Origin of the sequence: Pantoea nemavictus, from assembly GCF_037479095.1 — a bacterium.
GTDB lineage: Bacteria > Pseudomonadota > Gammaproteobacteria > Enterobacterales > Enterobacteriaceae > Pantoea > Pantoea nemavictus.
Window position 1 is genome coordinate 3,599,686 of the sequence record NZ_JBBGZW010000001.1, and the last position, 24,490, is coordinate 3,624,175.

Genomic DNA, 24,490 nt, shown 5'->3' on the forward strand with positions numbered 1-24,490 from the left:
AAAATAAATAATTTTTAATTTATGCAAAATAAGTTGAAGTGAGCTGTGATGCAGGCTTGACTTTGTTAAATATCATTAACGATTAAAGCTGAATTGTTATTTAATATTAAGTTTTATGCTTCTTTAATTTTTTGATTAAAAAAATGGCACTGATCTTACTCAGTGCCATTTACGTTACGTGAATTATCCAACTAAAAAATTAGAGAGGGATGATTATTTTTGTGACCAGTAACGACGTTTAGCTGCCTGTAATTTTTCATAAGCGGCTAACAGTGATTGATGGGCAGGGAAGGCTTTAAGGTCCAGATCGACGGCTTGTAATCCATAGAATGGCGCTTCACCACTGATCGCGGCTGAAGCAGCATCTACGGCTGCTTCACCATACATACGTGTGAAAGCACGATGGTATTGAAGCGGGTCACGCTCTTCTTCCATCGCCAGTAACAGCAAAGTTTGCAGGCAGCGATAGTAGTTAGCGCGTTCTTCGCTAAAGATCGACTGGTTGAATTCCATCGTCCATTCAGTCCAGATCAACGCCTGATCCAAATCACCGCCAGCGAGTGCCAGCATTGTTTTTAGCTCGCCAATACGCAGCGTATACCAGCCATTGTCTTTGCCCGACGCCAGACCCAGCAGTTCGCGCACGCGAGTAAAGTCATCGTGACCTTCTTCGTCTAACTGAACAATAAGATCGAGATAGGCTTCCGGTTCCCACTGACTCTCTGGCAACGCGAGCAGCGTCTCGCGCAGCGGTGCACCCATACTGTTGTTTGCCAGCAGTAGATCTTCTGCCGGATAGATGTCGGACATGCCAGGCACGATGATGCGGCAGGCGTAAACACTCAGATGTTCGTAATCGGCAATGTAAACTTCTTTATCTTCTGCACGGAAGATGGCCATCAACGTATCAAACTCTTCGTGAGTCGTACCCGCAAAGCTCCAGTCGACGAATGGATAATCGGCATCTTCTTTAAACATATCCCATGAGATCAGGCCGCTAGAGTCGATGAAGTGAGTTTCCAGGTTAGCGTGTTCAGCTACTTCTTCATCATCAAATGTAGGTGGCGTGAACACGTCGAGATCTTTCAGACCGCGGCCCTGCAACAGCTCGGTTACCGTCCGCTCCAGCGCAACGCCAAAGTCCGGATGTGCGCCGAACGAGGCAAAGCAGGTGCCGTTCGCCGGGTTGAACAACACGACGCAGATAACCGGATATTTGCCGCCCAGCGAAGCATCATAAGAGAAGATAGGGAAACCTTCTGCTTCCAGACGCTCAATCGCTTCTATCACTCCCGGATAACGCTGCATTACTGCTTCAGGAATTTCTGGCAGGCTGATGGACTCGGCGATGATGCGGTTCTTGATATGACGCTCAAACACTTCAGATAAGCCTTGTACACGCGCTTCGTTTGCGGTGTTACCAGCTGACATGCCATTTGAGACATACAGGTTACCGATGATGTTCATCGGGATATAAACCGTTTGCTGATCAGATTGACGGGTAAATGGCAGGCCGCAAATTCCGCGCTCGCTATTTCCAGATTGCAGATCAATCAACTCAGAGGCACTCAGGCTCTCCTCAGGATCGTAGAATTTGCGCAGGCGCGCATCCAGAATGCCTTCCGGCAGGCTGTCATCCTCTGTGAGCGGGAACCACTTTTCATTCGGATAGTGTACAAAATCGCCATTGGCGATGGATTTGCCCAACCAAAAATCAGCAAAGAAATAGTTGGTTGAGAGACGCTCGAAATACTCGCCCAGCGCTGAGGCTAATGCCGCTTTTTTGCTGGCACCTTTACCGTTAGTAAAGCAGAGCGGGCAGTCGCGATCGCGAATGTGCACTGACCAGACGTGTGGTACCGGATTCAGCCAGGAAGCTTCTTCAATATTGAAACCAAGGTCTTGCAGTTTCTGCTGGAAGCGTGCAATGGAATCTTCCAGTGCGGCATCTTTACCGGGGATAAACGTTTGCGTCATGGTGGCGCTCTCTCAAGTCAATGGGGTGGGCGTAAAGCGCGCAATAATACGGGTTTTGCACGTGCTTCGCTATTCAGTCCGCCAAATTTATCTGAGTCTGGTAACGGCATTTACTCCCTTTAACACCTGGGTTCTTTTTTCATAAGCCACCTCACAAAATTCCGCAGCTTAATGCATTTATGACATAAGCTGCGGTGGGGCTGGCTCTGGAAATGTGATCGCTGCCGGATTAATGATTGCAGCCATCTGGAGGCAATGATAAAACCGATGGGGTATTCATAACCGTTCGATATGACAGTGGTGAGGGGAAATGACGCAGGTTTATAATTTTAGCTCTGGCCCGGCTATGCTGCCGGTAGAAGTGCTCCGTCGCGCAGAACAAGAACTGACAAACTGGCACGGGTTAGGCACCTCGGTGATGGAGATCAGTCACCGCAGCAAAGAGTTTATTGCGGTTGCGGAAGCGGCAGAACAAGATTTTCGCGATCTGCTGAAGATCCCAGCCAACTACAAAGTTTTGTTCTGCCACGGCGGTGCCCGCGCGCAGTTCGCTGCTATTCCCGGTAACTTATTGGGTGAGGCTAAAACGGCAGATTATATAGATGGTGGTTACTGGGCTCATAGCGCCATCAAGGAAGCCGAAAAATTCTGCTCACCTAAGACCATTGATGTAAAAACCACGCGTGATGGTAAGCGTGCTTTATTACCTATGCGTGAATGGCAGTTGAGCGACGATGCAGCTTATGTCCACTTCTGTCCGAATGAAACTATTGACGGTATTGCCATTGATGAAGAGCCGGATTTTGGCAATAAGGTTGTGGTTGCGGATCTCTCCTCTACTATTTTGTCGCGTCCAATTGATATCAATCGCTATGGCGTAATCTATGCTGGCGCGCAAAAAAATATTGGACCAGCGGGTTTAACGCTGGTGGTTGTGCGTGAAGATTTGCTGGGTAAAGCGCAGCGTTATGTGCCATCGATTCTTGATTACAAAGTGTTGGCAGAAAATGAGTCGATGTTTAACACCCCGCCGACTTTCGCCTGGTATCTCTCTGGTCTGGTATTCAAATGGCTGAAAGAGAAGGGCGGCGTTGCTGAGATGGATAAGCTGAATCAGGCCAAAGCCGATTTGTTGTACGGTGTGATTGATAACAGCGCGTTTTATCGTAACGATGTAGCGACCGAAAACCGTTCTCGTATGAATGTGCCATTCCAGTTGGCGGATTCAGCGTTGGATAAAGTGTTCCTTGATGAGTCCCTCAACGCGGGCCTGCACGCACTGAAAGGCCACCGCGTGGTTGGCGGTATGCGTGCATCAATCTACAATGCGATGCCGCTGGAAGGCGTCAAAACACTAACTGAATTTATGGTTGATTTCGAACGTCGCCACGGTTAACGACTTTTTTCATGCCAGCCTGTCTGGTATCAGACCCCGTCATATGATGGGGTTTCGTATTTTCTGGAGATTTAGTTTCACATGCAGGACTCCCTGACTCTACAACCGATTGCCCACGTTGACGGCACGGTAAACCTACCGGGTTCAAAAAGCGTCTCGAACCGCGCACTATTGCTGGCCGCGCTGGCAAACGGCACTACGCGTTTAACTAACTTACTTGATAGCGATGACGTTAAACACATGCTGAACGCGCTAAAAGCGCTGGGTGTCAGCTTCACGCTCTCTGCCGATCGCACTGTATGCGAAGTGGTGGGTAACGCGGGGCCTTTGCGTGCTGAACAACCCCTCGAATTATTCCTTGGTAATGCTGGTACAGCGATGCGCCCATTGGCTGCTGCGCTCTGTTTGGGCCAACAATCAATCGTCCTGACGGGCGAGCCGCGCATGAAAGAACGCCCAATCGGTCATCTGGTTGATGCACTGCGTCAAGGCGGAGCCAACATCGATTATTTGGAACAGACTGATTATCCGCCAGTGCGTCTCAATGGTGGCTTTGTGGGTGGTGAAGTTAGCGTAGATGGCAGCGTTTCGAGTCAGTTTCTCACTGCATTGCTGATGACCGCGCCGCTGGCTCAGCAAGATACAGTTATTACTATTAAGGGCGACCTGGTTTCCAAGCCTTATATTGATATCACGCTGCACCTGATGCGTAGCTTCGGCGTCGAAGTTGATAACCAGAATTACCAGCGATTTGTGGTAAAAGGACAGCAACAGTACCAGTCTCCGGGTGATTATCTGGTGGAAGGTGATGCGTCCTCCGCCTCGTACTTCCTCGCTGCGGCAGCCATCAAAGGTGGTACGGTGCGCGTAACCGGTATTGGTCGCAACAGCGTTCAGGGCGACATCCATTTTGCTGATGTGTTGGAAAAGATGGGTGCGGTGATTGAGTGGGGCGATGACTACATTTCTTGTACGCGTGGTTCGCTTACTGCCATTGATATGGATATGAATCATATTCCCGATGCGGCGATGACGATTGCCACGACAGCGCTGTTTGCACAAGGCACTACGCTGATGCGTAACATCTATAACTGGCGCGTAAAAGAGACCGATCGTCTTGCCGCCATGGCGACTGAATTGCGCAAAGTTGGTGCTGAAGTTGAAGAAGGGCATGATTTTATTCGTGTCACACCACCGGCGAAACTGCAACACGCAGATATTGGCACCTACAACGATCACCGCATGGCGATGTGTTTTGCGCTGGTGGCGCTTTCCGATACGCCAGTAACGATCCTTGACCCCGGCTGTACCGCGAAAACCTTCCCAAGCTACTTCGAGCAATTGGCGAAAATTAGCCGCACGTCCTGATCTTCTAACCCGGTGCGCTGCGCCGGGTTTCTTTGCTAACTTTTGGCCTTATCAGGCGGAAATTCTTCTGAATCTGTCTATATTTCTAGCGCTGTCTACGCTAAAGGGTAACCAACCTGATGCGGGCAGCGTATAATGCCGCGCATTCCAGGCGGCCTGGAAGGGCTGAAAATAAGCACGCAGCAACAGGAGAGAACAATGACGGCAATCGCCCCGGTTATTACCATTGATGGGCCAAGTGGCGCGGGTAAAGGGACTTTATGTAAAGCGATGGCGGAGTCGTTGCAGTGGCACTTACTGGATTCTGGCGCTATTTATCGCGTTTTAGCATTGGCCGCACTTCATCATCAGGTGGATATTGAATCCGAAGAAGCATTAGTGCCGATGGCGGCACACCTCGATGTGCGTTTTTTGTCGGTTGAGGGTGAAATGCAGGTGGTACTGGAAGGTGAAGACGTTACCGGTGAAATCCGCACGCAAGAAGTGAGCAACACCGCATCACGCGTTGCTGCTTTTCCGCGAGTGCGCGAGGCATTACTGCGACGCCAGCGCGCCTTCCGCGAAGAACCCGGTTTAATCGCCGATGGACGTGACATGGGGACAGTAGTTTTCCCTGACGCGCCAGTAAAAATTTTCCTCGACGCTAGCTCGGAAGAGCGGGCGCATCGCCGTATGCTACAGTTGCAGGAGAAGGGCTTTAATGTTAACTTTGATCGCCTTTTATCCGAGATAAAGGAACGTGATGACCGCGATCGTAATCGTGCCATTGCACCTTTAGTGCCTGCCACTGATGCTCTGGTACTGGACTCAACCAGTATGTCTATTGAGCAAGTGATTGAAAAGGCGCTTGATTATGCCAGGCAAAAGCTGGGCATTTAATCTTTCGGCAATCGAATTGTTGTAACCTTGTACCAAGGACCCGGTGCTGGGCATGTGAAACAACCCCATCCGACAATGACGTCAGGTGGACGTTAAATTGAAGAATCCTAAGATTATCAATATGACTGAATCTTTTGCTCAACTCTTTGAAGAGTCCCTGAAAGAAATCGAAACCCGTCCGGGTTCCATCGTTCGTGGCGTTGTTGTCTCTATCGACAAAGACGTAGTCCTGGTTGATGCGGGTCTGAAATCTGAATCTGCAATTCCTGCAGAGCAGTTCAAGAACGCAGCCGGCGAACTGGAAATCCAGGTAGGCGACGAAGTTGACGTTGCGCTGGACGCAGTAGAAGACGGCTTCGGTGAAACCCTGCTGTCCCGTGAGAAAGCTAAACGTCATGAAGCTTGGATCACGCTGGAAAAAGCTTACGAAGACGCTGAAACTGTTACCGGTGTTATTAACGGCAAAGTTAAAGGTGGCTTCACAGTTGAGCTGAACGGTATTCGTGCGTTCCTGCCAGGTTCACTGGTAGACGTTCGTCCGGTTCGCGATACTCTGCACCTGGAAGGCAAAGAGCTTGAATTCAAAGTAATCAAGCTTGATCAGAAACGTAACAACGTCGTGGTTTCACGTCGTGCAGTTATCGAATCTGAGAACAGCGCTGAACGCGATCAGCTGCTGGAAAACCTGCAGGAAGGCATGGAAGTTAAAGGTATCGTTAAGAACCTCACTGACTACGGTGCATTCGTGGATCTGGGCGGCGTTGACGGCCTGCTGCACATTACCGATATGGCTTGGAAACGCGTTAAGCATCCGAGCGAAATCGTCAACGTGGGCGACGAAATCACTGTTAAAGTGCTGAAGTTCGACCGCGAGCGTACCCGTGTATCTCTGGGCCTGAAACAACTGGGCGAAGATCCGTGGGTAGCTATCGCTAAACGCTATCCGGAAGGCACCAAGCTGACCGGTCGTGTAACCAACCTGACTGATTACGGCTGCTTCGTAGAAATCGAAGAAGGCGTTGAAGGTCTGGTACACGTTTCTGAAATGGACTGGACCAACAAAAACATCCATCCGTCTAAAGTTGTTAACGTAGGCGACGTGGTTGAAGTAATGGTTCTGGACATCGACGAAGAGCGTCGTCGTATCTCCCTGGGTCTGAAGCAGTGCAAATCTAACCCATGGCAGCTGTTCGCAGAGACCCACAACAAAGGCGATCGCGTTGAAGGTAAAATCAAGTCAATCACTGACTTCGGTATCTTCATCGGCCTGGACGGTGGCATCGACGGTCTGGTTCACCTGTCTGACATCTCCTGGAACGCGACTGGCGAAGAAGCCGTTCGTGAGTACAAGAAAGGCGACGAAATCGCTGCCGTTGTACTTCAGGTTGATGCAGAGCGCGAGCGCATCTCTCTGGGTGTGAAGCAGTTGGCTGAAGATCCATTCAACAACTACATCACCCTGAACAAGAAAGGCGCTATCGTGACTGGTAAAGTCACTGCAGTTGACGCGAAAGGTGCTACAGTAGAATTAGCTGACGGCGTAGAGGGTTACCTGCGCGCTTCTGAAGCTTCTCTGGACCGCATCGAAGACGCAACTCTGGTTCTGAGCGTTGGTGACGACGTTGAAGCTAAATTCACCGGCGTTGACCGTAAGAACCGCGTTGTGAGCCTGTCTGTTCGTGCTAAAGACCAGGCTGATGAGAAAGAAGCTATCAACACTGTTAACACCAAACAGGATGAAGGCAGCAACTTCTCTAGCGCAATGGCTGAAGCGTTCAAAGCGGCTAAAGGCGAGTAATCGACCTAAGGCACCGGACGATGCAAGTCGTCCGGTTTCGGTAAAAGCTGTCATACCTTTCCAAATAAGGATTAACCGGAGGTTACATGACCAAGTCAGAACTGATTGAAAGACTTGCTGGACAGCATACTCATATTCCGGCGAAAGTCGTTGAGGATGCGGTCAAAGAGATGCTTGAGCACATGGCCACTACGTTGGCACAGGGCGAGCGCATTGAAATCCGGGGATTCGGCAGCTTTTCTTTGCATTACCGCGCACCACGAACGGGTCGTAACCCGAAAACGGGTGATAAAGTGGATCTGGAAGGTAAATACGTTCCCCACTTTAAGCCGGGCAAAGAATTGCGTGACCGTGCGAATATTTACGGCTAAGCCGTTACCGAACGATAAAAACGACACTCTTGAGTGTCGTTTTTTTTTGCTTAAATCTTCAGTATTGAGAGTCGGCCCTCAAAGCATTGCTACTTTAGCTGTAATACCGTTATAAATTTCTGAATTCACCTCTGTATCCTGATTTTCCCGAGGAGCAATCTCTTCCTGTTAACCGCACAATCTTTCCCACTAAGGGAGAGTACCAATGCGAATAAGTTGGATTGTGCTGGCCAGAATGATGATTGTGTCAGCATTACCATTAGGCGTCCTGCCGCAAATACCCGAAACCAGCGTGATTGTGGCTATAGCAGGTTTTGCATTGCTATTAGGAGTAACGCCACATGGCTTGCTGCGCATGATGGGTGTGGGTCTATTACTATTATCCTGGGCGATGGTAGAGGCGCGGCACATGGTCAATACAATCGAGTTATTGGCTGCCGCTCCCATAGAGGCGACTGTCCGTATTACAGAGGTTCGTGAAGAAAAGCAGCAACTGACGGCACAAATTCTGCGTGTTGGTGATCGTTATCAATTCCCTCCCGTATTTGTCACGCTCAACAACGCAGCGTTAATTCAGTCATTCTGTTCCGGTCAACGCTGGAAAATGAAACTTAAGTTGCGGCCTGTCCATGGAAGATTAAATGAAGGTGAGTTCGATATTCAGCGCTTTGCTATGTCTAATCATATGCCGCTGCAAGGGCGCATCATCGGCCAGCATTCAGAATCGTTATCTTGTAGTTGGCGGACAGCCTTGATCAATTACCATTGGCCCGCATTTGCAACGCTTCAGCATCCCGCGATTATTCAGGCACTGGCGTTTGGTATACGCACCAACATGACCGAAGAGCAGCGACAACTGCTGCGAGAAACGGGTACTGCTCACTTAATGGCGATCTCAGGTATGCATATTGCGCTGGCCGCGAGCGTTGGGTGGCTACTGGCACGTGTTATTCAGGTAATTTTACCCGCCCATCTAATTGGTTATCTATTTCCGCTCATGGTGAGCGTGATCACTGCGGCGACTTACACTTGGGTGTCAGGCAGTCATGCTCCGGCTCAGCGGGCGATAGTTGCGCTGATTCTATGGATCGGGATTCGCGCGGCCGGCTGGCAATTAACTGGCTGGCAAGTATGGACATTATGTATAGGCGGATTACTGGCGCTTGATCCGCTAACTGTATTATCCGAGAGTTTTTGGTTATCGGCACTTGCAGTCGCTATGTTGATCGTCTGGTATCAATGGTTTGCTTTACCGCCTCGTTTTCGCACGCAGCGTCGATGGCTGTTGCTCCAATTGCTGCATTTACAGCTCGGCATGATGATTCTGATGGCACCGTTACAAATTTTCCTGTTCCAGGGCTTAAGCCTGAGTGCGTTAGTGGCCAATTTGATGGCGGTACCGGTGGTGTCATTCATCACCGTACCACTGATATTACTGGCAATGCTGCTGCCTGCGCCGGTTATATCAAGTGGATTATGGAGCCTGGCTGATCTTTCGATTACTACAGTGATGAGTGGGCTGCAGTCGTTACCTGCAGGCTGGTGGGCATGGAGCGATACGCTCCCCGCTATTGTGCTGCTTTGGGTGGGAATGCTGCTTTGGCGTAGCGGGCTGGCAGATCGCAGCGTAATGCCTTGCTTGAGTCTGGTCATCGCGATCATCGTCTGGCGCAATAATGCGCAACGTGATGATTGGCAGATAGACATGATTGATGTAGGACATGGTTTAGCCATTGCTATTACACAGGGTAAAGAAGTGGTGTTGTATGACGTCGGCCCAGCCTGGAAGCAGGATGATGCCGGTGCGCGCGTGCTTCTGCCATGGCTGCAATATCAAGGACGGAAGCTTCATTCACTGATACTGAGCCATAAACATCTTGATCACCGTGGTGGACTACACTCAGTGCTCAATGCGAATCCAACAATAAAAGTTCGCAGTGCCTTGGGGGAAGAGGGGCACTTGCCCTGCCATCGTGGTCAAAAGTGGCAGTGGGGAAAATTGCAATTTACGGCGTTGTGGCCGCCGGCAAATCAAACGCAAGGGCAAAATAACGATTCATGTGTTATTCACGTCGATGACGGTAAAATTAGTCTGCTGCTGACCGGTGATATTGAGTTAGAAGCGGAGAGAAAAATCGTCGCACTCGAACATGATGCGCTGAAGGCAACATTTTTACAGGTCCCACATCACGGCAGTCGCACCTCTTCAGGTTCATTACTGTTACGTAATGTTGCAGGTCAGGCTGCACTTGCTTCACTGGCACGTTATAACGCCTGGCGTATGCCGGCACCCGCGGTGGTAGAACGTTATCGTCAACAGGGTTACAGGTGGTACGACACGGGGCAATCAGGGCAGATTCATATCGCTATCAGACAGGGGCATTGGCAAATTAAGGGCTTACGAGAGCAAATAATGCCCCGCTGGTATCATCAGTGGTTTGGCGTCAAACGCGAATCCAGGTAGAATGAGCGGCTATTTCAAACAGCGTGAATAAATAATGCATCAAGATAAAGATCTCTCAACGTGGCAGACATTCCGTCGACTCTGGCCGATGATTGCACCCCACAAAGCTGGCCTGTATGTGTCAGCGATAGCGCTGATTATCAATGCGGCAGGCGACACCCTGATGCTCTCTCTGTTGAAACCTTTACTGGATGATGGCTTCGGTAAAGCTGACAGATCCGTAATGCTGTGGATGCCACTGGTCGTTATCGGCCTGATGCTGGTACGCGGCGTGACCAGTTATATTTCCAGTTATTGCATCTCATGGGTTTCCGGCAACGTGGTCATGAACATGCGTCGCCGTTTATTCGGTCATATGATGGGCATGCCAGTCACCTTCTTTGATCAGCAATCTACCGGTACGCTTTTATCACGTATTACCTATGATTCTGAGCAGGTTGCCTCTTCCTCTTCAAGTGCACTGGTTACCGTGGTGCGTGAAGGCGCTTCGATCATTGGCCTGTTTATCATGATGTTCTATTACAGCTGGCAGTTGTCACTGATTCTCATCGTGCTGGCTCCCATCGTTTCTTTTGCAATTCGCACCGTCTCAAAGCGTTTCCGCAGCATCAGTAAAAATATGCAAAACACCATGGGTCAGGTCACCACTAGTGCTGAACAGATGCTGAAAGGGCATAAAGAGGTGCTGATCTTTGGTGGGCAAGATGTAGAAGCGAAGCGTTTTTCTCAGGTCAGCAACAGAATGCGTCAGCAAGGCATGAAGTTGGTGTCGGCTTCCTCCATCTCTGATCCGATTATTCAGCTAATCGCATCGCTGGCATTGGCTTTCGTACTTTATGCCGCCAGCTTCCCAAGCGTAATGGAGACGTTAACTGCCGGTACCATCACTGTCGTGTTCTCTTCCATGATCGCTTTGATGCGTCCACTGAAGTCACTAACCAACGTCAATGCGCAGTTCCAGCGTGGTATGGCTGCTTGTCAGACGCTGTTCTCAATTCTTGACAGCGAGCAGGAAGTTGACAATGGCAAGCGTGAATTGGAACGCGCAAAAGGTGATGTTGAATTCCGCAATGTGACATTTACCTATCCTGGTCGTGATATTCCCGCGCTGCGTGATATCAATCTGTCGCTGCCTGCAGGTAAAACCGTAGCATTGGTAGGACGCTCAGGCTCCGGTAAATCTACAATGGCCAGCTTGTTAACGCGCTTTTATGACATTGATAGCGGTGAGATTCTGCTGGATGGACATGATTTGCGTGAATACACGTTACGTTCGTTGCGAAATCAGGTGGCATTGGTTTCTCAAAACGTGCACCTTTTCAACGACACCATTGCTAATAACATCGCCTATGCTCGTAACGGCCAATATACGCGTGAGCAAATCGAGCAGGCTGCAACCATGGCGCACGCAATGGACTTTATCCAGAAAATGGATAATGGCCTCGATACGATTATTGGTGAGAACGGCGTACTGCTTTCTGGTGGACAGCGTCAACGTATTGCGATTGCGCGTGCGCTTCTTCGTGACTGCCCAATTTTGATTCTTGATGAAGCGACTTCAGCGCTGGATACCGAATCAGAACGTGCCATTCAGGCTGCGCTGGATGAGTTGCAGAAAAACCGCACCTCATTGGTTATTGCGCACCGCCTGTCGACCATTGAAAAGGCCGATGAGATTGTTGTGGTTGAAGATGGGCGCATTGTAGAGCGCGGCACTCACACGGTTCTGCTGGAACAGAAGGGCGCGTATGCGCAACTTCATAAGATGCAGTTTGGTCAATGATTGAACGCATCTGGAGCGGGCGATCGCCGTTATGGCTGCTGCTTTGGCCGCTAAGTTTGCTGTATGGGGCGATCACCTGGCTGATTCGCCTCAGCTTTATACGCGGATGGCGTAAAAGCTGGCGTGCACCTTGTCCGGTAGTTGTAGTGGGTAACCTTACCGCCGGCGGCAATGGTAAAACGCCAGTGGTGATTTGGCTGGTGCAGGCCCTGCAACAACGTGGATTACGTGTTGGCGTGGTATCGCGTGGTTACGGCGGTAAAGCCGAACGTTATCCCCTGCTCGTCACCGCTGAGACAGCAACGTCGCAAGCAGGCGATGAACCGGTGTTAATCGCACAGCGTACTCAGGTGCCGGTTGCGGTTGCGCCGCAGCGCCGTCTGGCGGTCGAAGGCTTACTTGCTGTGCACGACCTTGATGTGATCATCACTGACGATGGCCTGCAGCATTATGCATTACAGCGCGACCGCGAAATTGTGGTGGTGGATGGCATACGCCGTTTTGGCAATGGCTGGTGGTTACCGGCTGGACCGATGCGCGAGCGCGCTTCCCGTTTGCGTGAGGTCAACGCGGTAATCGTCAATGGCGGTGATACGCAAAGCAACGAAATTGCCATGACATTACAACCCGGGCTGGCTGTTAATCTGATTAGCGGCGCCACCGCCTCGCTGGAACAGCTGCCAGAAATTGTGGCGATGGCTGGTATTGGACATCCACCGCGCTTCTTCAATACCCTTAAACAGCAAGGCGTTAAGCCGGTGGCAGAAATTGCTTTCGCCGATCACCATGCTTATAGCGAAGACGAATTGCGTCGTTTGACTCAGGCAGAACAGTGCTTGCTGATGACGGAAAAAGATGCAGTGAAGTGCCGCAGCTTTGCTCGCCCCAATTGGTGGTATCTGCCAGTCGATGCGCATCTGCAAGGAGCGAGTGTGGCAACCCTGTTAGACGATATCACCCAACTCGGCCTCACCGCACGCGAAGCCCGTTCGCGCTAAACATCTGAAAGGGAATTAAGCCATGAACCTTTCCGCTTCCCTCTCGCTGCAAACTGCTCGTCATCTCCATTTGGCCGCTCAGGGACTGCTGCGTCCTTTGGGCCGCCGCGCGCGCTTTGCCGATATTCACGCGACCGTGCGTCAGATGTCGCTGCTGCAAATTGACACCATTAATGTTGTCGCGCGGAGCCCTTATCTGGTGCTGTTCAGCCGGCTTGGTAACTATCCCGCCAACTGGCTGGAAGAGGCGCTGGCGTCAGGGGCGTTGTTTGAATATTGGGCGCATGAAGCCTGTTTTATTCCCTTCGAAGATTATCCTTTGCTGCGCCATCGTATGCTGCAGCCACAGCGACTTGGCTGGAAATACAGCGCCGATTGGGTGGCAAAGCATCAGCAGGAAATTGCTGTTCTGTTAGAGCACATTGCCACCAACGGGCCAGTTCGTGCTGCCGATTTCAGTAACGACAAACAGACTAAACCTGGCTGGTGGGCATGGAAGCCGCATAAACGTCATCTGGAAAACTTGTTCAGTGCAGGTGAATTGATGGTAGTCGAGCGGCGCAACTTCCAAAGGGTTTATGATCTGCATAGCCGTGTCATGCCAGACTGGATTGACGAACAGCATGCGCTGAGTGAAGCAGAGGCTGTTATGCAAATGTTGAATCACAGTGCACGCAGTCTCGGGATTTTCCGCGGCATTTGGTTAGCGGATTACTATCGCCTCAAGCATGCACCGCTCAAGTTGTGGCTAGCCGATGCCGCAGCACGCGGCGAGATTGTCCGTGTTGAGGTGGAGCAGCTGGGCGAAATGTGGTTACACCACACATTATTGCCAATGCTGGAAAAGCCGCTTTCTGCTACACATACGGCTCTGCTATCACCCTTTGATCCTGTGGTTTGGGATCGGCGGCGCGCGCTGGAGCTGTTTAATTTTGATTACCGCATTGAGTGCTATACGCCAGCAGAGAAGCGCAAATATGGTTATTTTGTCCTGCCAGTTTTGCATCGCGGGGCACTAAAAGCGCGTATTGACGCCAAAATGGATCGTCAGGCACAGCAATTAGTGATTCGTACATTCTGGCTGGAACAGGGCACGCGCGTTAGTAATGCTTTTCTCAATGATGTACAAAAAGCCATTAATCGCTTTGCTCATTGGCAAGGCGCCAATGAAGTGATGATCGAAAATGCGCCTGCAGAACTTCTGGCGGCTTGGTCAAATCGCTGGTCGATCAGCGAATAAATCCGCAAAGAGTCTAGCTTTAGTGCGTCATTAACGCGCACGCTATTATGATATGCTAACCGCCTGAAGCGGTCCTGAAAGGAGAATATTATGGATCACCGTTTACTCGAGATCGTTGCCTGCCCGGTTTGCAACGGAAAACTGTATTTCAACAAAGAGCAGCAAGAGCTGATCTGTAAACCCGACGGCCTGGCCTATCCAGTACGCGATGGTATTCCGGTGTTACTGGAAGTGGAAGCGCGTACGCTGTCTGTTGAAGAGATTCATCCATGAGTTTTGTGGCCATTATTCCCGCGCGTTACGCTTCAACGCGTCTGCCAGGCAAGCCGCTGGTGGATATTCAGGGCAAACCGATGGTGCTGCACGTGATGGAACGCGCGCGCGAATCGGGCGCCGATCGTGTGATTGTCGCCACCGATCATCCGGATGTCGCTGCGGCGGTGACGGCGGCGGGCGGAGAAGTATGCATGACGCGCGTCGATCATCAATCAGGCACTGAACGCCTGGCAGAAGTAATCGAGAAATACCAGTTTGCTGACGATACTATTATCGTCAACGTGCAGGGCGATGAGCCGATGATCCCGGCGGAAATTGTACGCCAGGTGGCGGGTAATCTGGCGCAGTCTGAAGCCGGAATGGCTACGCTGGCGGTGCCAATTACCGATGCTGAAGAGGCCTTTAACCCAAACGCGGTGAAAGTGGTGATGGACGCGAAAGGGTATGCACTGTACTTTTCACGCGCCACCATTCCCTGGGATCGCGAGCGTTATGCTCGTTCGCGTGAGCAGATCGGCGACACGCTACTGCGCCATATTGGTATTTATGCCTACCGCGCCGGTTTTATCCGTCGCTATATCGCGTGGGAGCCCTGCCCGCTGGAGCACATTGAGCTACTCGAACAGTTACGCGTGCTGTGGTACGGTGAAAAAATTCACGTCGCGGTGGCAAAAACTATCCCAAGTGTTGGAGTAGATACGCCGGAAGACCTTGAGCGCGTTCGTCTCGCTATGCAGGGTTAATCTCCGACCGGCCAGCGGCTCTCGCTGGCCTAAAAGTTTGATCTGGCGCTAAGTTTCGCGTCGCCATCACCTCCAGCATATTCTAGCCCTTTGACATCGGAGGATATCGCATGGAACAGCTCCGTTCAGAACTTGCCTTGGTGCTGGGTGAAAGCATCAGCCGTCTCGAAACCATCAGCGAGCAGGCGCAAACGCGGCTGTACGCACTCTATGATGACGCCGGTAAACCGATGCCGCTGGTAGCGAAGTATTTTCGCCATCAGGGACGTGCTGCGCTGGAAGCCAAAAAACTCACCATGCTCGGTCACGATGGTTTGATCGCTGTGCCAGCGGTATTTGGCTTGGTGCTAAGTCAGCAGAAGCCCGCGCATGAGATGTTGCTGATGGCGCGTTTTAATGGCGTGTCGGCAGAAGCTCCAACGCGCAATGCTGCGCGCTGGGAACAACTGTGCGAACAGATTGTGGAAGGTGTGTTGGCATGGCATCGCATCGATAGTCAGGGCTTAGTCGGCAGCGTAGACAGCGTGCAGGAAAACAACTGGCCAGCGTGGTATCGCCAACGGGTTGATGTGTTGTGGTCGACGTTGGGTTATCTGTCGCCACCGTTTTTCACCATGGAAGATCGTCAAATATTGTTCCGCAGTCGCCAGCTGCTTCCACGTTTGTTCAACGGTTTTAACGATGCCTGCGTGTTGATGCACGGTAATTTACGTTTGGCCAGCGTGTTAAAAGATGCGCACAGCGACCAACTGATTGCGATGATGCAGCCGGGAAATATCCTTTGGGCGCCGCGGGAATACGATCTCATGCGGCTGGCAGATAGCGGGGCAGAAGCTTCGCTGCTGCAACACTATTTGCAGCGTGCGCCTGTGGCGGAGGGTTTTCTCTGGCGACGCTGGTTGTATCAGCTGTGGGATTGCGTCGACACGCTGGTCAGCAGCGGACAGTTTGATCGTCCGCGCTTTGATCATGCCCGCGCGCAATTACTCCCCTGGCTGGGTTGAGGTGAGTTCGTCACCGCGCATCTGCTGCCAGATCTGTCCCAGCGATTCATAAACGGCACGTTCACTGTGGGCGAGCCAAACTGGCGATGGAATAACGCGTTCCCACCCGTTTAACGGCGATGTTACTGCCAGCTGATTTGCCGGTGCTGCCAGCGGATTCATGCCTGCGCGCTGGAAAAAGTGCATCGCACGCGGCAAATGGTTAGCAGATGTCACCAGCAAAAACGGATGTTCACCAATCGCCTGTTTTACCGCCCGCGCTTCGCCAAGCGTATCTCGTGGTTGATCCAGCTGAATAATCGCTTCATGAGGAACGCCAAGGCTCTCTGCTACCTCGGCAGCCACGCTAGCACTGCTGCGTGGATTTTTGCCCGCTGCTGCGCCAGTAAAGATCATTTTCGCCTGCGGATAGCGCTTCCATTGCCGAACACCTTCCGTCACGCGCGGCAAGCTGTTGTTAATAAGATTGGAACTCGGCGCCCAATTCGGATTGAAGGTGTAGCCGCCGCCGAGCACCACGATATAATCGACCGGCTCGTTACCGTTCCAGGTGGGATAGTGGTTTTCCAACGGTAATAACAGGCGATCGGCGATCGGCTGCAAACTTAGCAGTAGCAGTAACAACCAGCTACAAGAGATGATAATTTTGCCACTTTTTTGCCAGCGACTGAACCAGAGCAGCAAAAGTCCCGCTGCCATGAGCAATAACAGCAGTGGCAAGGGTAGCAACATCCCGCCGACGACTTTTTTAACAGTGAAAAACATCGAAAATTGCTCCTTTTGTCCGAAAAAACAGCAGCCAGACAGTTACGGTGGCATGAAAGGTTCATTCTTGTTGAGCCTGTGACAAAATAGCACAAGTTGAATGCAGCAAAGCGGAGCCATCATCATGCAGGATCGTAACTTTGACGATCTGGCGGACAAATTCTCACAGAACATTTATGGCACGCGCAAAGGCCAGGTGCGCCAGGCGATCGTCTGGGATGAACTGGAAGCACTGTTACCCACGCTGCCCGCTGGACCGCTCGCGGTGCTGGATGCCGGTGGCGGTGTGGGACAAATCTCAAGCGGCCTGGCTGCACGTGGTCATCAGGTGCTGCTGTGCGATCTCTCTGCCGAGATGCTGAAGCTGGCCGAAGCACATGCGCACAACGCGGGTGTGAGCCACAACATGCAATTCAAACAAATTAGCGCCCAGCAGGTGGGCGAACATTTGGATACGCAGGTTGATCTGGTATTGTTTCACGCGGTGTTGGAATGGGTCGCACAGCCGGAAGAGGTGCTGCAAGCGTTGTGGCACACGTTGAAGCCTGGCGGCGTGCTGTCGCTGATGTTCTACAACGCGCATGGCTTAACTTTCCGCACCCTAACGCTCGGTAATTTCGGCTATATGCGCGCCAATATGAGCAAACGCAAAAAGCGCACGCTGTCGCCGGATTTCCCTCGCGATCCCGATGATGTGACGCGTTGGCTGACAAACTGCGGATTTGAAATTGAACGGCGTGCGGGCATTCGCGTCTTCTGTGATTACATGAAGCCGCAACCCGGCGCAGGGAAGAGCGTTGAGGAAATCATTGAGATGGAACGGCGTTTCTGTCGCCAGGAGCCCTTTTTGAGTTTAGGGCGCTATATCCACGTGACCGCGCGCAAACCCAGTCAGAAGGATCAACTATGAGCGAATTTTCCCAGACGGTCCCCGAATTGGTGGCATGGGCGCGCAAGAACGACTTTTCGCTTGCGTTGCCGGTAGAACGTCTGGCCTTTTTGCTGGCTATCGCCACCTTAAACGGTGAGCGCATGGACGGCGAGATGAGCGAAGGCGAGCTGATTGACGCGTTTCGTCACGTTAGCAAGGCTTTCGAACAAACCCACGAAACCGTGCAGGTGCGTGCCAATAACGCCATTAATGACATGGTGCGCCAGCGCTTGCTCAACCGCTTTACCAGTGAGCTGACGGAAGGCCACGCCATCTATCGTCTGACGCCGCTCGCCATCGGCATTACCGACTACTACATTCGCCAGCGTGAATTCTCCACGTTGCGTCTCTCGATGCAGCTGTCGATTGTGGCGCAGGAGCTTAAACGCGCGGCGGATGCGGCCGAAGAAGATGGTGACGAATTCCACTGGCATCGCAACGTCTTTGCGCCGCTGAAATATTCGGTGGCGGAAATTTTCGATAGCATCGACATGACGCAACGTCTGATGGATGAGCAGCAACAGGCGGTGAAAACCGATATTGCCGATCTGCTTAACAAAGATTGGCGTGCGGCGATCTCCAGCTGTGAAATGTTGTTGTCAGAAACCTCCGGCACCCTACGTGAGCTGCAGGATACGCTAGAAGCGGCGGGCGATAAGCTGCAGGCCAACCTGCTGCGTATTCAGGACGCCACGCTGAGCAGCCCGGATCTCGGCTTTGTCGATAAGCTGGTGTTTGATCTGCAAAACAAGCTGGATCGCATCATCAGCTGGGGCCAGCAGGCTATCGATTTGTGGATCGGCTATGACCGCCACGTACATAAGTTTATTCGTACCGCCATCGACATGGATAAGAACCGCGTTTTTGCGCAGCGTTTACGCCTGTCGGTGCAGAACTATTTCGACCAGCCGTGGGCGCTAACCTACGCCAATGCCGATCGTCTTTATGATATGCGCGATGAAGAGATGACGCTGCGCAATGACGAAGTGATGGGCGAGCTGCCGCCGGAAATGGAATATGAAGAGTTTAATGAGATTCGCGAACAGCTGGCCGCGATGATCGAAGAGGCGCTGCAGATCTACAAACAGGAGCAGAAACCGCTCCATCTGGCGACGGTTATGCGCGACTACCTGTCGCAGTATCCGCGCGCGCGCCACTTTGATTTGGCACGTATCGTCATCGACCAGGCGGTACGACTCGGCGTGGCCGAAGCTGATTTAGCCGGCCTGCCTGCGCAATGGCAGGCCATTAATGATTACGGAGCCAAGGTGCAGGCACATGTCATCGACAAATATTGAACAAGTGATGCCAGTCAAACTGGCATTGGCTCTGGCTAACCCGATTTTCCCGGCGCTCGATAGCCAGTTACGCGCGGGTCGCCACATTGGCATTGAAGAGCTGGATAATCACGCCTTCCTGATGGATTACCAGGAATACCTCGAAGAGTTTTACGCGCGCTACAACGTTGAACTGATCCGCGCGCCGGAAGGCTTTTTCTATCTGCGTCCGCGTTCAACCACATTGATTCCGCGCTCGGTACTGTCCGAGCTGGATATGATGGTGGGCAAAATTCTTTGCTACCTCTATCTCAGTCCGGAACGTCTGGCCAATGAGGGAATTTTTACCCACCAGGAGCTGTACGACGAGCTGCTGTCGCTGGCCGATGAGAGCAAACTGCTGAAGCTGGTGAACCAGCGTTCCACCGGTTCCGATCTCGATCGCGCTAAGCTGCAGGAAAAAATGCGCGCCTCGCTGAGCCGTCTGCGCCGTCTTGGCATGGTGTGGTTTATGGGCAATGACAGCAGCAAATTCCGCATCACCGAATCGGTGTTCCGCTTTGGTGCTGACGTGCGCAGCGGTGACGATGCGCGTGAAGCGCAGCTGCGTCTGATTCGTGACGGTGAAGCGATGACGCTGGAAAGCGCGCCGGCTGCGACAGAGAACGATGAAGCAGATAATGATATTGACGCTGAAAGCGACGCGAGTGATAACGCGGAGGATGAGCAAGCATGATTGAACGCGGTAAATTTCGTTCGCTAACGCTGATCAACTGGAACGGCTTCTTTGCCCGTACTTTTGATCTCGATGAGCTGGTGACCACGCTATCGGGCGGTAACGGTGCCGGTAAATCTACCACCATGGCGGCCTTCGTCACGGCGATGATCCCTGATCTAACGCTGCTGCACTTCCGAAACACCACCGAAGCTGGGGCGACATCGGGTTCGCGCGATAAAGGGCTGCACGGCAAACTGCGCGCCGGCGTCTGTTATTCGGTGCTGGATGTGGTCAACTCACGCCATCAACGTGTGGTGGTTGGGGTGCGTCTGCAGCAGGTGGCCGGGCGCGATAAAAAGGTCGATATCAAGCCATTCAGTATTCACGGTTTACCGACGGATTCGCAGCCAACCGACATGCTGACTGAAATCCTCAACAACCGCCAGGCGCGCGTCTTACCGCTGACGGAAGTGAAGGAGCGCGTTGAAGCGCAGGAAGGCGTGCAGTTCCGCCAGTACAACTCAGTAACGGACTATCATGCGGTGCTGTTCGAGCTCGGCGTAGTGCCGCGTCGTCTGCGTAATGCCAGCGATCGCAGTAAGTTCTATCGCCTGATTGAAGCTTCCTTGTATGGCGGTATCTCTAGCGCCATTACCCGCTCGCTGCGCGACTACCTGCTGCCGGAAAACGGCGGCGTGCGTAAGGCTTTCCAGGATATGGAAGCCGCGCTGCGTGAAAACCGCATGACGCTGGAAGCGATTCGCGTCACCCAGTCCGATCGCGACCTGTTTAAGCATCTGATCTCTGAAGCCACCAGCTATGTTTCTGCCGACTACATGCGCCACGCCAACGAGCGTCGTATTCACCTCGACGGTGCGCTCCAACTGCGTAATGAGTTGTTCACCAGTCGCAATCAGCTGATTTCCGAGCAGTATCGTCACATTGAGATGGCGCGTGAGTTGTCTGAGCACAACGCTGCCGAGAACGACCTGGAAACCGATTATCAGGGTGCCAGCGATCATCTCAATCTGGTGCAAACCGCGATGCGTCAGCAGGAGAAAATCGAGCGATACGATGCCGATTTGGAAGAGTTGACCTATCGTCTGGAAGAGCAGAACGAAGTGGTTGCTGAAGCGCGTGACGTGCAGGAAGAGAATGAAGCGCGCGCCGAAGCGGCTGAAATTGAAGTGGATGAGCTGAAAAGCCAGCTTGCCGATTTTCAGCAGGCACTTGATGTGCAACAGACGCGGGCGATTCAATATCAGCAGGCATTGCAGGCGTTGGAAAAAGCGCGTACGCAGTGTCAGCTGCCCGATTTGAGTATCGATAATGCTGCCGAATGGCAGGAAACCTTCCAGGCGCGGGAAGAAGAAGCCACCGAGCGATTACTGCGTCTGGAGCAGAAGCTGAGCGTCGCCGAAGCGGCACACAGCCAGTTCGAGCAGGCGTTAAGCCTGGTCACCAGCATTGCCGGTGATGACGTCGGCCGTCAGGATGCCTGGCAAGTGGGGCGCGAATTACTGCGCGATGCGGCTAATCAGCGTCATCATGCCGATCAGCTGTCATCGCTGCGTTTGCGTCTCAACGAGCTGGAAACCCGTCTGCGTGAGCAGCATGATGCCGAGCGCCTGCTGGCGGACTTCTGTAAACGTCAGGGCCAGCAATACGATGCGGATGCACTGGACGGTTTGCAGCGTGAACTCGAAGCGCAAATCGAGCAGCTTAACGAAAGCGTCTCGGATGCGGGTGAACGCCGCATGCTGATGCGTCAGGAGCTGGAGCAGCTGCGTGAGCGTATTACCGCATTGACCGCGCGCGCGCCACATTGGCTGGCAGCGCAGGAGATCCTCACCCAACTCAGCGAGCAAACCGGCCAGGAGCTGACCAGCAGCCAGCAAATCACCGAGTTTATGCAGCAACTGCTGGAGCGCGAGCGCGAAACCACCGTTGAGCGCGATGAGCTGGCGGCGCGTAAGCGTGAAGTCGAACAGCAAATTGAACGACTGAGCCAACCGGGCGGAGCGGAAGATGCGCGCCTGACGCAGCTGGCGGAACGCTTTGGCGGCGTGCTGCTGTCTGAAATTTACGACGATGTCACGCTGGATGACGCGCCGTACTTCTCGGCGTTGTATGGTCCATCGCGTCACGCCATCGTGGTGCCAGATTTGTCGCTGGTGCGCGAACTGCTCGACGGTTTAGATGAGTGCCCGGAAGATCTCTACCTGATTGAGGGCGATCCGCAAGCGTTTGACGATAGCGTCTTCAGCGTGGAAGAGCTGGAAAAAGCGGTGGTGGTGAAAGTGGCTGAGCGTCAGTGGCGCTACTCACGCTTCCCGAAAGTGCCGCTATTTGGTCGTGCGGCGCGTGAAAATCAACTTGAGCTGCTCAACAACGAACGTGAACAGCTGGCTGAACGTTACGCCACGCTGTCGTTTGATGTGCAGAAAACGCAACGCCTGCATCAATCCTTCAGCCGCTTTATCGGTAGCCACTTAGCGGTGGCGTTTGATGAAGATCCGGAAGCACTGATTCGCCAGCTCAACAGCCGCCGTGGCGAGCTGGAGCGTGCGTTGGCGCAGCATGAAAACGACAATCAACAGCAGCGCGCACAGTTTGAGCAGGCTAAAGAGGGCGTGAGCCAGCTGAACCGTCTGTTACCGCGCGTTAATCTGCTGCTCGATGATACGCTCGGCGATCGTTGTGAAGAGATTCGCGAGCGCGTGGAAGAGGCGCAGGAAGCCGCGCGTTTCCTGCATCAGCACGGCAGCAAACTCAGCAAACTGGAGCCGTTGATTGCGGTACTGCAAAGCGATCCGCAGCAGCACGATCAGTTGCAGCGCGATTATCAGCAGGCACAGCAACAGCAGCGCGATGCACGTCAGCAGGCCTTTGCCCTGACCGAAGTGGTGCAGCGCCGTGCGCATTTCAACTATGAAAGCTCGGCTGGCATGTTGGGCGGCAATACCGATCTCAATGAACAACTGCGCCAGCGTCTCGAGCAGGCAGAAGGCGAGCGCAGCCGCGCGCGCGAACGTCTGCGCGGGCATCAGGCGCAGCTGACGCAGTATTCACAAGTGTTGGCGTCGCTAAAAAGTTCTTACGATGCCAAGCGCGACATGCTGAAAGAGCTGCAGCAAGAGATGCAGGATATCGGCGTGCAGGCGGATGCCAGCGCGGAAGAGCGGGCGCGCATTCGTCGTGATGAGTTGTACAGCGCGCTTAGCCATAACCGTGCGCGCCGCAATCAGCTGGAAAAACAGATCACCTTCTGTGAAGCCGAGATGGACAGCCTGCAGAAGAAACTGCGCAAGCTGGAGCGCGATTATCACCAGATTCGTGAGCAGGTGGTTACTGCCAAAGCGGGCTGGTGCACGGTGTTGCGTCTGGTTAAAGAGAACGGCGTTGAGCGTCGTTTGCATCGTCGCGAACTGGCGTATCTCAGCGGCGATGAGCTGCGATCCATGTCGGATAAGGCGCTGGGTGCGCTGCGTCTGGCGGTGGCGGATAACGAACATCTGCGCGATGTGCTGCGCATGTCTGAAGATCCGAAACGTCCGGAACGCAAGATTCAGTTCTTTATCGCGGTGTACCAGCATCTGCGTGAACGTATTCGTCAGGACATCATTCGTACCGACGATCCGGTCGAAGCTATCGAACAGATGGAAATTGAGCTGAATCGTCTGACTGAAGAGCTGACCGCGCGCGAGCAAACGCTAGCCATCAGTTCACGCAGTGCGGCGAACATTATTCGCAAAACGATCCAGCGCGAGCAGAACCGTATCCGCCAACTGAACCAGGGCTTGCAGGCCGTAAGCTTTGGTCAGGTGCGCAGCGTTCGCCTGAACGTTAACGTACGTGAAGCGCACTCAACGCTGCTGGATACGCTGTCAGAAGAACATGAGCAGCATCAGGATCTGTTCACCAGTAATCGCCTGACCTTCTCAGAAGCGCTGGCGAAACTTTATCAGCGCCTGAATCCGCAGATCGATATGGGCCAGCGCACGCCGCAAACCATTGGTGAAGAGCTACTCGACTATCGCAACTATCTCGAGATGGAAGTGGAGGTTAACCGTGGTTCTGATGGCTGGCTGCGTGCGGAAAGTGGCGCACTTTCTACCGGTGAAGCGATTGGTACCGGGATGTCGATTCTGGTGATGGTGGTCCAGAGCTGGGAAGAGGAGTCGCGTCGTCTGCGTGGCAAAGATATTTCGCCGTGCCGTCTGCTGTTCCTTGATGAAGCGGCGCGTCTGGATGCACGTTCAATCGCTACGCTGTTTGAGCTGTGCGAACGTCTGGAGATGCAGCTGGTTATTGCAGCACCGGAAAACATCAGCCCGGAAAAAGGGACCACCTACAAGCTGGTGCGTAAGGTGTTTAACAATACTGAGCACGTGCATGTCGTTGGTCTGCGCGGTTTCTCAGCGGACCCATCGCCGGTGAAAAATGAAAATTCCAGGCTCGGTCTGGAAACGGAAAATAGCTAACGCTGAATCTGGTTAAAA

18 protein-coding genes are annotated in these 24,490 nt (G+C 52.7%); 16 read left to right on the forward strand and 2 right to left on the reverse strand.

The genetic code is table 11. The features are described 5' to 3' along the window. Positions 1-213 precede the first annotated feature (213 nt). Positions 214-1,977, reverse strand: coding sequence for a 30S ribosomal protein S12 methylthiotransferase accessory factor YcaO (ycaO, locus tag WH298_RS16515; RefSeq protein ID WP_180823352.1), 1,764 nt, complete (start codon positions 1,975-1,977; stop codon positions 214-216). A gap of 310 nt (positions 1,978-2,287) precedes the next feature. Here ycaO and serC point away from each other — a divergent pair, with 310 nt between their 5' ends. The 12 genes from serC (at position 2,288) to WH298_RS16575 (ending at position 16,297) form a co-directional block, all read left to right on the forward strand. Further along, the gene (gene serC, locus WH298_RS16520) at positions 2,288-3,373 is read left to right on the forward strand and encodes a 3-phosphoserine/phosphohydroxythreonine transaminase (RefSeq protein ID WP_180823353.1); all 1,086 of its coding nucleotides are present in this window, start codon (positions 2,288-2,290) and stop codon (positions 3,371-3,373) included. A gap of 81 nt (positions 3,374-3,454) precedes the next feature. After that, positions 3,455-4,741: a 3-phosphoshikimate 1-carboxyvinyltransferase gene (gene aroA / locus WH298_RS16525; protein WP_180823354.1), complete on the forward strand. Its 1,287-nt coding sequence runs from the start codon at positions 3,455-3,457 to the stop codon at positions 4,739-4,741. A 198-nt stretch (positions 4,742-4,939) separates the two neighbouring features. Then, the gene (cmk, locus tag WH298_RS16530) at positions 4,940-5,620 is read left to right on the forward strand and encodes a (d)CMP kinase (RefSeq protein WP_007887471.1); all 681 of its coding nucleotides are present in this window, start codon (positions 4,940-4,942) and stop codon (positions 5,618-5,620) included. Positions 5,621-5,741: 121 nt separating this feature from the next. Beyond that, positions 5,742-7,418 (forward strand): 30S ribosomal protein S1, encoded by a 1,677-nt coding sequence (gene rpsA / locus WH298_RS16535; RefSeq protein WP_049851017.1) that lies wholly within the window; start codon positions 5,742-5,744, stop codon positions 7,416-7,418. An 86-nt stretch (positions 7,419-7,504) separates the two neighbouring features. After that, positions 7,505-7,789 (forward strand): integration host factor subunit beta, encoded by a 285-nt coding sequence (gene ihfB / locus WH298_RS16540; protein ID WP_003849360.1) that lies wholly within the window; start codon positions 7,505-7,507, stop codon positions 7,787-7,789. Positions 7,790-7,994: 205 nt separating this feature from the next. After that, on the forward strand, positions 7,995-10,253 hold the full coding sequence (locus tag WH298_RS16545; protein ID WP_180823355.1) for a DNA internalization-related competence protein ComEC/Rec2: 2,259 nt from the start codon (positions 7,995-7,997) through the stop codon (positions 10,251-10,253). 34 nt (positions 10,254-10,287) lie between these two features. Next, positions 10,288-12,036, forward strand: a complete 1,749-nt coding sequence (msbA, locus tag WH298_RS16550) for a lipid A ABC transporter ATP-binding protein/permease MsbA (protein ID WP_007887429.1) — start codon at positions 10,288-10,290, stop codon at positions 12,034-12,036. Continuing rightward, entirely contained in the window at positions 12,033-13,034 is a 1,002-nt protein-coding gene (gene lpxK / locus WH298_RS16555; protein WP_180823356.1) for a tetraacyldisaccharide 4'-kinase, read from the forward strand. Before msbA ends, lpxK begins: the two co-directional genes overlap by 4 nt. Positions 13,035-13,056: 22 nt before the next feature. Further along, positions 13,057-14,274: a winged helix-turn-helix domain-containing protein gene (locus WH298_RS16560; protein WP_180823357.1), complete on the forward strand. Its 1,218-nt coding sequence runs from the start codon at positions 13,057-13,059 to the stop codon at positions 14,272-14,274. 90 nt (positions 14,275-14,364) lie between these two features. After that, positions 14,365-14,547, forward strand: coding sequence for a Trm112 family protein (locus WH298_RS16565; protein ID WP_007887424.1), 183 nt, complete (start codon positions 14,365-14,367; stop codon positions 14,545-14,547). Beyond that, on the forward strand, positions 14,544-15,293 hold the full coding sequence (gene kdsB / locus WH298_RS16570; protein WP_049851021.1) for a 3-deoxy-manno-octulosonate cytidylyltransferase: 750 nt from the start codon (positions 14,544-14,546) through the stop codon (positions 15,291-15,293). Before WH298_RS16565 ends, kdsB begins: the two co-directional genes overlap by 4 nt. 110 nt (positions 15,294-15,403) lie before the next feature. Then, on the forward strand, positions 15,404-16,297 hold the full coding sequence (locus tag WH298_RS16575) for a YcbJ family phosphotransferase (RefSeq protein WP_180823358.1): 894 nt from the start codon (positions 15,404-15,406) through the stop codon (positions 16,295-16,297). On the opposite strand, the gene elyC is transcribed toward WH298_RS16575, so the two are convergent. Further along, positions 16,277-17,062: an envelope biogenesis factor ElyC gene (gene elyC / locus WH298_RS16580; protein ID WP_180823359.1), complete on the reverse strand. Its 786-nt coding sequence runs from the start codon at positions 17,060-17,062 to the stop codon at positions 16,277-16,279. The genes WH298_RS16575 and elyC overlap by 21 nt on opposite strands. Positions 17,063-17,186: 124 nt before the next feature. Between elyC and cmoM the strand changes: the two genes are divergently transcribed. From cmoM to mukB, 4 genes are read left to right on the forward strand one after another with little or no spacing between them, the layout of a single operon-like run. After that, positions 17,187-17,972 carry a tRNA uridine 5-oxyacetic acid(34) methyltransferase CmoM gene (gene cmoM / locus WH298_RS16585; RefSeq protein ID WP_180823360.1) on the forward strand — a complete coding sequence of 262 codons (786 nt, stop codon included), beginning with the start codon at positions 17,187-17,189 and terminating at the stop codon, positions 17,970-17,972. Beyond that, positions 17,969-19,291 (forward strand): chromosome partition protein MukF, encoded by a 1,323-nt coding sequence (gene mukF / locus WH298_RS16590; protein WP_007887410.1) that lies wholly within the window; start codon positions 17,969-17,971, stop codon positions 19,289-19,291. Before cmoM ends, mukF begins: the two co-directional genes overlap by 4 nt. Then, on the forward strand, positions 19,272-20,006 hold the full coding sequence (gene mukE, locus WH298_RS16595) for a chromosome partition protein MukE (RefSeq protein WP_007887407.1): 735 nt from the start codon (positions 19,272-19,274) through the stop codon (positions 20,004-20,006). The genes mukF and mukE overlap by 20 nt, the downstream gene beginning before the upstream one ends. After that, the gene (gene mukB, locus WH298_RS16600) at positions 20,003-24,472 is read left to right on the forward strand and encodes a chromosome partition protein MukB (RefSeq protein ID WP_049851024.1); all 4,470 of its coding nucleotides are present in this window, start codon (positions 20,003-20,005) and stop codon (positions 24,470-24,472) included. The genes mukE and mukB overlap by 4 nt, the downstream gene beginning before the upstream one ends. The last annotated feature ends 18 nt before the right edge of the window (positions 24,473-24,490 follow it).